The sequence below is a fragment of the Jannaschia halovivens genome (assembly GCF_046452375.1).
In the GTDB taxonomy this organism is placed as follows: Bacteria; Pseudomonadota; Alphaproteobacteria; order Rhodobacterales; family Rhodobacteraceae; genus Jannaschia; species Jannaschia halovivens.
Genome location: NZ_JBKFDJ010000001.1, coordinates 1,512,375 through 1,524,041 on the forward strand (window position 1 = coordinate 1,512,375; position 11,667 = coordinate 1,524,041).

Sequence of the window (11,667 nt, forward strand, 5' to 3'; positions counted from 1 at the left end):
CACGGTTGCAAGGAGGCCGCGATGCATATCGTTCACGTCGCGATCGGGGGGTGCCTGACCCTTCCGAACGTCCGATACGGCATCACCGACGACACCGGCGGGCATATCGCCTACATCCTCGGGGCGGCGGCCGCGCAGGCTCGGCGCCCGGAGGTGAGCCACGTCGATATCGTGACGCGCGCCTTCGACGATGTGACCCTCGGAGCGGACCATGGGCGCGCCGTCCAGCCTGCCGGCGACGGGCTGCGGATCTTGCGCCTGCGCACGTCCAACGGCGCGTATCTCGCCAAGGAGGCGCTCGCTGCAGAGCGTCCGGCCCTGTCCGAGGCCTTCACGGCCCTGATCGCCGGAATGGCGCGCCCCCCGGAGGTCATCCACGCCCATTTCGCCGATGCCGCGGCCATCGTCCGCGCCGCGGCGGCACGGTTCGACATCCCGGTCGTCTACACGCCCCACTCGCTTGGGATCGACAAGGCATCCTGCGATGCGGGCCGTCCGCCCGCCGCGCTGATCCGGCGCATCGCGCTCGAGCGGACCGCGCTCCGGGTCGCGGACGCCGTAATCGTATCCTCGCGCGACGAAGCCGAGCGGCAGGTCGAGGGCTACGGCATCGACGTGGCGGGCCGCACCCATCGGGTCGCGCCTGGGGTCACCCGCCGCGACGGCCCGCCCGGCACGGGACAGGCACGCGCGCTCATCGACCACGCGCTCAGCGATCCCGAGCTGCCCATGATCCTCGCCATCGCGCGGCCCGTCCGAAAGAAGAACCTCGCCGCCCTGGTCCGGGCCTATCTCGGGTCGCCGACGCTCGGGGCGCGTGCGAACCTCGTGATCCTCGCCGGTCAGCGCGGTGCGGGCATCGCACAGACGCCCGAGACGGCCGGCGTCATCGCGGAACTGGAAAGCCTCGCCCGGCAGTGCCCCGGCCGGATCGCCCTGCCCGAACGGCACGGGCCGGATATCGTAGCCCAAGCCTACCGACTGGCCGCGCGACGCGGCGGGGTCTTCGTCAACCCGGCGCTGCACGAACCATTCGGCCTCACCCTTCTCGAAGCGGCCGAGGCGGGACTGCCCGTGGTCGCGACCCGCAATGGCGGGCCAGGCGACATTCTCGGGACGCTGCGCAACGGCACGCTGGTCGATCCGGACGACCCGGAGGGCATCGGAGCGGCCATCATAGGCCTCCTCGACGACGGCCACGCATGGCGGGCGGCGGCCGAGGCTGGTCAATCGCGCCTTCGGGCCTTCGATTGGGACGTCTGGGCCGATCGCGCGGCGCGGATCTACGCTGATCTCCGGCGCCCGGCCCGGAGCTTCGCGGTGCCGCACGCGCTTCTGGCCTCCGACATCGACGGCACGCTGACCGGCTGCCGCACCGGGGCGGCCGCATTCCGGGGTTGGGCCGCGACCCGCGATCTGCCCTTCGTCGTGGCCACCGGTCGCTGCATCAGCGAAGCCCGCGCGGTCCTCACCCGCTGGGATTTGCCAGCACCCGATGCCTTCATCACCGCCGTTGGGACGGAACTCCACCTGCCCGACGCCCGGGGCCGGATGGAACGATGCGAGCGCTACGCCGCGGCAATCTCGGAGAACTGGGATCGTGCGGCGGTTCTGGCCCGCCTCGCCGAGGCGGGCGCCCGCATGCAGGCCCCGGTCGAGCAACGCCGCTGGAAGCTGGCCTGTCTGGGTGACGCGTCCGAAGCCGAGCGTCTGCGCGCGGCCTTGGACCGGGCCGGGCTGGCCGCGCGGGTCGTCCCGTCGCATGGGCGGCTGATCGACATCCTCGCGCCCCGCGCCGGGAAGGCCGCCGCGATCCGCGCCTACGCAGCGGGCCAAGGGCTGGACGCGCGCCGCTGCGTCGTCGCGGGCGACAGCGGCAACGATCTTGACATGCTGACGATGGGGGGCACGGGGATCGTCGTCGGCAATGCGTTGCCCGAACTCGACCACCTCACGCCCGGACCCGACCTCCTGCGCACCCGCGCCCATCATGCCGGCGGCGTGCTCGAAGGCCTGGCGGCGGCGGGCCTGATCGGCGCGCGCGCGGCCGCGGAGGTCGCCGCATGAGGGATCTCGTCCACGATCCGGCCCCCCGGCCCTTCGGCTATTTCCTGCATCACCAGGGGCGCGGCCATATCGAGCGCTGCGCTGCGATCGTTGCCGGCCTGCCGCCGGATCGCCCGTTGACGCTGTTCTGCGCAAGGCCCGACCTCGTCGGTTCGACTCGCGCCGGGGTCGAAATCGTCCCGATCCCTTCGCTCTTCGAGGCGACGGGAGACGAGCGGCCCGCCGACTGGATCGAGACACCCGAGACACTGCATTGCGCCCCCGTGGGCTGGCCGGGCATCCGCCGCGCCATGGCCGAGATCACCGGTTGGTTCGCCCGCGCCGACCCGGCCCTGATCGTCTGCGACGTCTCGGCCGAGGTCGCGCAACTGGCGCGCATCTGCTCGGTTCCACATGTGAAGGTCGTCCAGCACGGCGACCGGGGCGATGCCGGGCACCGCGCGGCCTATGACGGCGCGGCGGGGCTAATCGTGCCCTGCGACGCGCGCCTCGCGCAGCCCGACTGGACGGACGGGATGCGCGCAAAGTCGGTCTTTGCGGGCGGGCTCGGGGTCGAGATGGACCTCCCCGACCGCGCCGATGCGCGCCGCCGTATGGGCATCGAACCGGACGAGGAGGTCGTGCTCGTCGTCTCGGGCGGCGGCGGCACGGGCTTTGCGGTCGCCCCGCTCGCCGTGGGCGCCCGCGCCATGCCGCAGGCGCGCTGGATCGCCGTCGGCCGGCTCGAGCGCGACTGGCATGCAACCGTCCCCGCCAACCTCCACATCCGCGGCTGGGTCGAGACCATGGCCGACCATCTCGCCGCCGCCGACCTCGTGATCGCATCGACGGGCAACACGACCTGTCAGCAGATCCTCGCGGCCGGGCTGCCGTGGATCGCGGTGCCGGAATGGCGCTATTTCGACGAACAGATTGCCAAGGCGCGCGCGCTCGATGCGGCAGGTGTCGCGACCCATCTGCCCTCCTTGCCGTCGTCGATCCCCGCTTGGCGCCGCGCCGTGGCCGAGGCCCGCGCCCGGCACGATCCCGAGCTGCAACGCGATATGGTCCGCCCCGATGCCGCGCGGCACGTGGCGGACTGGCTCGAAGCGCTGGCCGCGCGGCTCGACGCGCCCATCCCCCAACTCGCAACCGGAGCCTGACATGACCCGAGACCTGCCTGCCGTTTCCGTCCTCACGCTCGCCCGAGGGCGCGAGGCGCATCTGAAGAACGTGATCCGCGGCCTCGCCACCCAGAGCGTACCGCCTCGCGAACTGATCGTGGTCGCGATGCAGGAGGCGCCCTATCGCGACCTGCCCGAAACCGACTTTCCGATCCGGCAGATCCACGTCGTCGAGGCCGAGCTGCCGCTGGCCCGTGCGCGCAACGCCGCCGCCGCGGCGGCAGCGGGCGATGTTCTCGTATTTCTCGACGTCGATTGCATCCCGCATCCCGACCTCGTGCGCGATTACGCCGTCTGGACCGGGCCGGGCGACGGGCTGACCATGGGCGAGGTGCTGTACCTGCCCGCAGGCGCGGCCGATCCCGGATGGACGATCGCGGGCTTCGACGCCGTTGCGGTGCGCCATTCCGACCGGCAAGGCCCGCCCGACGTCGGACGGCGGCGCTGCGCAGACTACCGCTGTTTCTGGTCGCTGACCTTCGCGATGCACCGGCGCGACTGGGATCTCTCGGGCGGTTTCGACGAGCGATTTACGGGCTATGGCGGCGAGGATACCGATTTCGGCCGCACGCTCTACGAGGCGGGGATACCGATCTGGTGGATCCGCGGCGCGCGCGCCTACCACCAGCATCACCGCCACTGCATGCCCCCGATCCACCATATCCCATCGATCCTGCGCAACACCGAGATCTTCGCGGAGAAATGGGGGCATCGGACGATGGAGCACTGGCTCCATGGCTTCCGGATGATGGGGCTGATCGAGAACGGGCCGGACGGGCTACGGATGCTGCGGTCGCCGGGGCCGGACGATTTCGCGCTCTGCGAGCAGCGGGCGGACATGCCCTATGCTGCGACTGCACCGGTGATCCGCTACCTCGAGGGCCGGTCGCGGGACGGGGACGCCGTCGCGCGCTCGCCTGCCCAGCAGCACGCGGCGATGACGGCCCGTCAGAACGAGTTGCTGCGTCCCCCGCCCGGCGTCGCGGCCGAATGATGCGCGTCGCCCTCGTCGCGCATATCCGCCACCCGATCGCGCCCCCTTTCGCGGGGGGCATGGAGGCGCATTCCTATCACCTTGCGCGCGGCCTCGCGGCGCGGGGGCACGACGTGACGCTCTTCGCCAGCGGCGACAGCGCGGTGCCCGAGGGCGTGCGCCTGCATCCGGTCGTCGCGACCCATTACGACCGGGACTTTCCGTGGCACCGCTTCCACGGAACGGACGCACTGACGGCCCATCTCGACGCGGCCTATGCGCGGGCGGGCCGCGACATCCTCGGCGGCGGCTACGACATCGTCCACAACAACAGCCTGCACCGCTTCATGCCACGGCTGGCGGTGGCGCATGGCGTGCCGATGGTCACATCGCTGCACGTGCCGCCCTTCGATGCATTACGGCGCGCGGTCCATGGCGGCATCGCGCCCTGGACGCGGTTCACCGTGACCTCGCGCACGCAACTGGATCGCTGGTGGCCGGGGGCGCCCCCGCCCGAGGCGTCGGTCCTGCCGAATGGGATCGACCTCGCCGAATGGCCGTTCAAGGCGTCCGGGCATGGCGGTGCGGTCTGGGCCGGGCGGATCACACCGACCAAGGGCCCGCATCTGGCCGTCCGGGCCGCCCGGCGCGCGGGGCTGCCCCTGACGCTTTTCGGGACGATCGAGCATCGCGACTACTTCGAGACGGACGTCCGCCCGTATCTCGGCGGCGACATCCGGTATGGTGGCCATCTCCGGGGTGCCGATCTCGCCCGCGAAATCGGCGCCGCGTCCGTCCTGCTCTTTACCCCGCTCTGGGACGAACCGTTCGGGCTGGCCGCCATTGAGGCGATGGCGACGGGCGTGCCGGTGGCCTGCACGGATCGGGGCGCCGTCCGCGAGGTCGTCGGCGAGTGCGGCCGCTTCGCGCCGTCCGACGACGTGGCCGCGCTGGCGCACGCCGCGCGGGAGGCGATCGGACTGCCACGGGCAGACTGCCGCGCGCGGGTCGAGGCGCTGTTCTCGCAGGACGTCATGCTCGACCGGGCCGAAGCGCTCTATGCCGACGCCCGTGCCGCTGCCCCGGTTGCCGCACCTTCGCGTGCCTTCCGCCCCTTCGAGTTGCAGGTCGCCCCGCCGGTCGCGCTCTCGGCCTGAACCGGCCCCACGCTGCGATTTCTGGAACTGGCGCCCCGGCTCGCTATGTTCCCGATCAACGCACGGGAGCCCGATGAACGACACGCCGCAGACGCTGACCCGCCGGGGAATGGCCGCACGCCTGACCGATGAACAATGGGCCGAGGTGCGCGCCTGCTGCTCCGAGATCAGGTCGTGGCCGGGCCGCGCGGTCATCAGCCGCAAGCACGACCCGCTGGATCGAAGCCTCTTGCTCGTCGAGGGGTTGATCGCACGGCATGTGCCGGGTCCGGATCGTGCCCTTCACGAGATGGTCGCGCTGGAGGTGCCGGGCGATTTCGTCGACCTCCACAGCTTCCCGGTCGGGACGCTCGACCACGACGTCACCGCCATTACCGATGCCCGCCTCGCCGTGCTGCCCCATGACCGCCTGAAAGAAATGATGGACCGGCGTCCGGACGTGGCACTGGCGCTCTGGGCCCTTACGGTGGTGGACGCGTCGATCCATCGCTATTGGTCCTTCCGTGTCGGCGCGCTTCGGGCGACGGCCCGCGTCGCGAACCTCCTGTGCGAGTTGCAGAGCCGCCTGGAGATGGCCGGACTGGCGGACGGCTCGGGCTTCGACCTGCCCCTGACGCAGGTCGATCTGAGCGAGGCCTGCGGCCTGTCACCGGTGCACGTGAATCGCGTCATCCGCGAGTTGCGCGAGGCGGGGCATTGCACCGTGAAGGACGGGCGCGTCACGATCTGCGACCTGAAGGCTCTGCGGCGGACGGGGAAATACGATCCGTCCTTCCTCGAGATCGGCATCCAGCGCGACGGGCTCTAGGTCGGACCCGCGCACTCTACGTCGGCGCCTGCCTGCGGGACGGCGTTCCGAACCGGGAGATCACCGCATGCCCGACGCCGACCGATGGGACGGTCAAATAGGCACGTCTCCATGATTCCAGAGCGGCTCGGCAGGCGCGAACGGACGGCGGTCGTCCGGACCATGGACGCCGATAAACGTGGCAGGCCCTGACGGGCGAGCCGCGCACATGACCCGCACTCAGGCTCCCATGCGCCGGCGCCGCTCGCGGATGCGCGCATCCGCCGCGGGGGTGCCGTCGTGGAACGAGCCGAAGACCCGGTCCCACGGGATTTCGAGCGAGCCGTAGTTACACTCGAAATAGCGGTGATGCATCTGGTGATGGAATGTCCCGAGCCGCAGGCGGTTCGCATCCCGCACCACCAATCCTTCGAAGCCCGTATGCGTCGTCGCCGCGGTCAGCGCGTAATACTGGAGATGAAACATGATGTGGACCGGGTGGGCGGCGACAACGAAGTGGATCAGAACGGAGCCGAGGAAGATCACGTGTTCGACCGGATGCATCGACAGGCCCGACCAGGGGCCGACATTGATGTTGCGGTGATGCAGCGCATGCACGTGGCGGTAGAGCACCGGCACATGCAGGAGCCGGTGGATCCAATAGAAATAGAAGCTTTCCCAGACGGGGATCAGCACGAAGAGCGCCACGAACCAGACCGGATGCGCGGCCCACGTCAGGAGCGGCGCGTGACCGTTCGCCAGCGCCCAGAACATCAGGACCTCGTAGCCCGTCCAGACCGTCACGCCCGAGGCCAGCGTCCAGAACATGTTGTCGCGGATCTGCCCGCCCAGCGTGAACTGCCGGCCGTTCTTCATCAACGGGCGTGCATCGTATCGGAGCCGCTTGCCCTGCCGCGTGAAGGTGTAGAACCACAGGTGCAGCCCGCCCGCGACCACCGTCATCAGCACGAGGTTCCGCAGCCAGATCTCGGCGATCCATGACGCGGCCAGCACCCGCGTTTCCTCGAGTGGCGGCTGAAACCAGGCATAGGAGGCGAGGGCCACGCCGACGATAATCAGCCGTTCGGTGATCAGGAACCACGAATGCCAGACCCAGCGCAGCATCTCGACCGGACGCAGCGGCCAGCGAAAGAACGGCGAGACCCGGAGCGGCACGTCGGGAACGTGGTTCCAACCCTTGAGCGGGGCGTCAGGCATGGCGGTCTCCTCGAGACGGGATAACGTCCCTACGAGTGTCGCAGATGCGCCATCGTCGGAAAAACGGTATGATCCGGGCAATGCTCTCAGGATTTCCGAGGAAGCCATGGCGATCACCCTGCGCGCGATGCGCTATTTCACGACCGCGCTGCGACATGGCAGCATCGCCGGCGCGGCCGCCGCGCTGTCGGTCGCGCCCTCGGCGGTCGCAGCTGCCATCGACCGGATCGAGGCGCATTTCGACCTCGACCTCGTGCGTCGCCAGCGGTCCAAGGGGATCGGTCCGACGGCCAGCGGACGCATCATCGCGCAGCGGTTCGAGCGGCTGCTCGAGGATTACGAGGCGATCGAGGCGCAGGGCGCTGACCTGAAGTCGGCCCCCGGCGGCACCTTGCGGATCGGGTATTACGCCCCGGTCGCCCCCGCCTTCCTGCCCGCGATCCTGATGACCGCCCTGCCCGATCCGTCGGCGGTCGAGCTGCATCTCGAGGAATGCGACAACGACGCCGCGCAGGCCGGACTGCTGGACGGGCGCTACGACCTGATCCTGTTCGTCAGCCGCGACGTGTTGCCGTCCATCGCCTACGACATCCTGATTAAGGCCCCGGCCTATGCCCTGCTGCCCGAAGCGCACCCGCTGGCGGCAAAGGCATCCGTCACGATGGCCGAGATCGCGGCCGGTCCGCTCGTGGTTCTGAACCGGCCGGTCGCATCGGACTACTATCGTAGCGTCTTCGCGGCGGGCGGGTCGGAGATCGCCGTGGCCGCCTATGCGAACTCGACCGAGATGGTGCGGAGCCTCGTCGGCGCCGGGCTGGGCTGCGCCGTCCTTAACATGCGGCCGCTGACCGCGCGGAGCTACGGCGGCGATGCTGTCGTGGCGCGCCCGATCTCGGACCCGCTGCCGCCCCTGTCGCTGGCCATCGCCTACGACGCCACGCGCCCGCGACGGCTGGTCGAGACGGTCATCCGCGCCTGTCGCGCGCAGTTTGCGGACGCCGCGCGCGACCGGTGCATCGTTACGGGTTGAGCGCGACGGTGGCGCGCGCCGCAGCCCGTATACCGCACGAAGAACGGGGCGGCCGAAGCCGCCCCGCCGCCGCCCGTTCAGACGTCCCTAGCGCTCCAGCGCGCCGACGCCCGAGAAGCGGAACGCCTCCTGCTCCAGCGCATTCAGTTCGTCCACGCTCATCTCGTTGTTGGCGATGGTGATCCGCCCGAGGAAGATACGCGGCAGCTCGTTCTCGCGGCCTTCCAAATGGTACTTGATCGCCTCGGCCACGGCGGCGCCGACATCGTCGCCCATCCGCATCGGCGTGGCGTCGAGCTCGCCGTTGCGCAGCGCCTCGAGCTCAAGACCCGTGCCGCCCCAGCCGGTCGAGAAGATCTCGTCCTCCATGCCCATGGCGAGCTGGGCCTCGACCGAACCCATCGCCATCGCGGTGTTGGCATTATGGATGATCTTGGCCTCGGGATAGGACTGCATGATGTAATTCGTGCCATCGAACCCGCCTTCGCGGCGGTACTCGCCGTAATGCTCGTAGGCGAGGTCCCAGTTGCCCTTCTCCTCGACGCAAGCCGCGAAGTCGCCCGAGCGCTGATTGTCGGTGATGCCCGGAATGCCCCGGTTGAGCGCGTAGACCTGGTCCGGCCCCAAGCGGTCGACCATGTAGTCGCAGATCAGGAGCGCACCCTCGGCGGCCGAGAAGTCGAACCACCCAGCGGGCTGGTTCTCGAGGTATTTCGGCGGGGTGAAGAACGAGATGACGAAAGTCGTGAAATCGTCGGTCGCGGCCAGCTTGTCGATATTGTCGGCCTGCGTCGCCAGTTCGGACGGCCCGAACAGCACGAAGTCCCAGATGTCCTTATCCTGGATAACCTGGTCGGTGTAGGTCGCCTGCAGCGAGTGCTCGATCTGGCGCGAGGCGAATTCGGTCGTCTCGTACTCGATGCCCAGTTCGTCGAGGCGCTTGGTGAAGGCGAGATACATGCGCGCCCAGAAGTCCGAGACGTCCGCCGACGGATAGACCAGCGCGATCTGGAGCGGGCCGTCCTGTTCGACCGCGAGTGGCACGGCCTCGGATCCGACCACCTCGCGCAGAGCCTCCAGCTCGCCGGGGCGGTTCATCTGCTCGACGAGGTAGAAATCGCGATCAGCGTCGCCCTCGACCTCCATCAGGGGAATCTGTCGATCGTCCTGCGCCATCGCGGCGCCCGTCGTCATCAACAGGGCCAGTGCCGTCATCGTCGTCTTCATCGTCCTATCCTCCCAGGTTGGATATGGTCTCGCCCGGCCTCAGCCGGACCGGTTGGGGTCGCCGGCGAAGGCCCACCCCAAAAGCAGCAGCACCAGAAGCGTGCCGACGATCAGCGCGATCATGCGCAGCAGACGTCGCGTTTCCGGCTGCGCGAATGTCGCGGCCAGTCCCTTGGCGCCGTCGCGATCCTTCTTCTGTAGCCAGGTATAAAGCGCCACCGACGTCACGATCACCACGCCCGAACCCACCGATTGCCAGAAGAACTCGATCCTGAGCGTGACGAGCGCGTTGATCATCAGCGCCAGCAGCAGCACCCCCGCGAGCGAACCCAGAAGCGACGCGCGCCCGCCAAAAAGGGACGTGCCGCCGACCACGACGGCCGCGATGACATGGAGGTTGAAATAGGGGGCCGAGGTGGCCTGCACGGCGTTGAGCTTGCCCAGGAGCATCACGCCCGCCAGACCCGCCATCGCACCCATCAGCACGTAGGCGTAGATCTTGTAGCGGTCGATCGCGATGCCGGTCAGTTCGGCGGCCTGCGGCTCGGACCCGATGGCGATGGTGTAGCGGCCGAAATGCGTGCGCGTCAGCAGGACCCATCCGACGGCCATCGTGGTCAGGCCAATCAGGACCGGGATCGGCAGGAACCACGAGAGCTGCCCGCGTCCGATATCGGTTATGAGATCGGGATAGCGCGCGAGGACGAGGCCCTTGGCCAGCACCAGCGCGAAGCCGCGATAGACAAGGTCCATCGCAAGCGTCCCGATCAGGTCGGGCACCTTGAACTTGGTGATGATGAGGCCGTTGATCAGGCCCATCGTCGCGCCCAGCGAAATGGCGACGGCCACGCCCGCCCAGGCCGGGAAGCCGTAGACCTTCATCAGGAAGCCCGCGATGATCGTCGAGAGCGCGGCGACCGATCCGATGGACAGATCGATCCCGCGCTGGGTGATGACGAAGGTCATCGCCATGGCCATCGGCATGTAGAGCGCCGATTCCAGCAAGATGATCTCGAGGTTTGAAAGGCGGAAATAACGCGCCGGCTCGAGGATCGCCATCACCAGGAGGATCGCCGCGATCATCGCGACCGGCGCGATGAACCCCATGTACGGCGCCAGTCGCGCGCGCAGGTCGGGTCCGCCCGGCGGTGTCGGAATGGCGGTGCTGTCGGTGACGGGCCGGGTGGTCATGCCGCGCTCTCCGTGGTCTCGTCGCCCGCGCCGACGATCAGGCCGAGCACGTCTTGGGTCGTGACGTCGGCGACGTTGACGACACCGACGCGCTTGCCCCGGCGCATCACCTGCACGCGGTCGGCGACCTCGAACACGTCGTCGAGCGAATGCGAGATCAGGATGACCGCCAGCCCCTGCTCGCGCAGCGTCTCGATCAGGCGCAGCGTGCGCGCCGTCTCCTGCGGGCCGAGCGCGGCGGTCGGCTCATCCATCACGAGGACTCGCAGATCTGCGTGATAAACGGCGCGCGCGATGGCGATGGCCTGGCGCTGGCCGCCCGAAAGACTGGCCGCCGGGCTGTCCATGTCGGGCAGGCGCACACCCAGGCGATCGAAGAGAACCTTCTCGGCCTCCGACCGCATCCGTCGGTTGTCGAGAAGCGGCACGCCGAGCACCGATGTCGTCAGCTCGTTCCCGAGAAAGACATTGGCCGCGGGCGGCAGGTGATCGGCGAGCGCCAGCGTCTGGTAGACCGCGTCGATGCCCAGCGCGATGGCGTCTGAATGGTCCGCCATGGACAGGGGTGTGCCATCCATCTCGATCCGCCCGGCCGAGGGCTGATAGACGCCGGTCAGGATCTTGATGAGGGTCGACTTGCCGGCGCCGTTGTCGCCGACGATCGCGAGGACCTCGCCCGAATGCGCGTCCAGATCGACATCGTCCAGGGCCGTCACGCCGCCGAACCGCTTGACGATCCCGCGCATCGCGATGGTCGGCGCGGCTTGCGCGTCTGCCATCCGAAGTCCTCCCGTGTTACCGCTACCATGGGCCGCTGGTTTCGATTCTGTCAACGGAAGGACCGGTTTGGCCCG

10 protein-coding genes are annotated in these 11,667 nt (G+C 69.1%); 6 read left to right on the plus strand and 4 right to left on the minus strand.

What is annotated here, in order from left to right; all coding sequences use genetic code 11:
• The first annotated feature begins 21 nt into the window (after positions 1–21).
• The 5 genes from ACK8OR_RS07685 (at position 22) to ACK8OR_RS07705 (ending at position 6,168) form a co-directional block, all read left to right on the plus strand.
• Positions 22–2,067 (plus strand): HAD-IIB family hydrolase, encoded by a 2,046-nt coding sequence (locus ACK8OR_RS07685; protein WP_410188825.1) that lies wholly within the window; start codon positions 22–24, stop codon positions 2,065–2,067.
• Entirely contained in the window at positions 2,064–3,209 is a 1,146-nt protein-coding gene (locus ACK8OR_RS07690; RefSeq protein ID WP_410188826.1) for a glycosyltransferase, read from the plus strand. Before ACK8OR_RS07685 ends, ACK8OR_RS07690 begins: the two co-directional genes overlap by 4 nt.
• Position 3,210: 1 nt before the next feature.
• On the plus strand, positions 3,211–4,224 hold the full coding sequence (locus ACK8OR_RS07695; RefSeq protein WP_410188827.1) for a glycosyltransferase family 2 protein: 1,014 nt from the start codon (positions 3,211–3,213) through the stop codon (positions 4,222–4,224).
• Complete coding sequence (locus tag ACK8OR_RS07700) at positions 4,221–5,360, plus strand: glycosyltransferase (protein WP_410188828.1); 1,140 nt, start codon at positions 4,221–4,223, stop codon at positions 5,358–5,360. The genes ACK8OR_RS07695 and ACK8OR_RS07700 overlap by 4 nt, the downstream gene beginning before the upstream one ends.
• A 73-nt stretch (positions 5,361–5,433) precedes the next feature.
• Entirely contained in the window at positions 5,434–6,168 is a 735-nt protein-coding gene (locus ACK8OR_RS07705) for a Crp/Fnr family transcriptional regulator (protein WP_410188829.1), read from the plus strand.
• Positions 6,169–6,387: 219 nt separating this feature from the next.
• Here ACK8OR_RS07705 and ACK8OR_RS07710 read toward each other — a convergent pair whose 3' ends face one another.
• Complete coding sequence (locus ACK8OR_RS07710) at positions 6,388–7,365, minus strand: sterol desaturase family protein (protein ID WP_410188830.1); 978 nt, start codon at positions 7,363–7,365, stop codon at positions 6,388–6,390.
• 106 nt (positions 7,366–7,471) lie between these two features.
• Between ACK8OR_RS07710 and ACK8OR_RS07715 the strand changes: the two genes are divergently transcribed.
• Entirely contained in the window at positions 7,472–8,395 is a 924-nt protein-coding gene (locus tag ACK8OR_RS07715) for a LysR substrate-binding domain-containing protein (protein WP_410188831.1), read from the plus strand.
• 87 nt (positions 8,396–8,482) lie between these two features.
• On the opposite strand, the gene ACK8OR_RS07720 is transcribed toward ACK8OR_RS07715, so the two are convergent.
• From ACK8OR_RS07720 to ACK8OR_RS07730, 3 genes are read right to left on the minus strand one after another with little or no spacing between them, the layout of a single operon-like run.
• Complete coding sequence (locus tag ACK8OR_RS07720) at positions 8,483–9,622, minus strand: substrate-binding domain-containing protein (protein ID WP_410188832.1); 1,140 nt, start codon at positions 9,620–9,622, stop codon at positions 8,483–8,485.
• A gap of 39 nt (positions 9,623–9,661) precedes the next feature.
• A complete protein-coding gene (locus ACK8OR_RS07725) occupies positions 9,662–10,813 on the minus strand; it encodes an ABC transporter permease (RefSeq protein WP_410188833.1) in 1,152 nt (383 codons plus the stop codon).
• Positions 10,810–11,592 (minus strand): ATP-binding cassette domain-containing protein, encoded by a 783-nt coding sequence (locus tag ACK8OR_RS07730; protein ID WP_410188834.1) that lies wholly within the window; start codon positions 11,590–11,592, stop codon positions 10,810–10,812. Before ACK8OR_RS07730 ends, ACK8OR_RS07725 begins: the two co-directional genes overlap by 4 nt.
• Positions 11,593–11,667 lie beyond the last annotated feature (75 nt).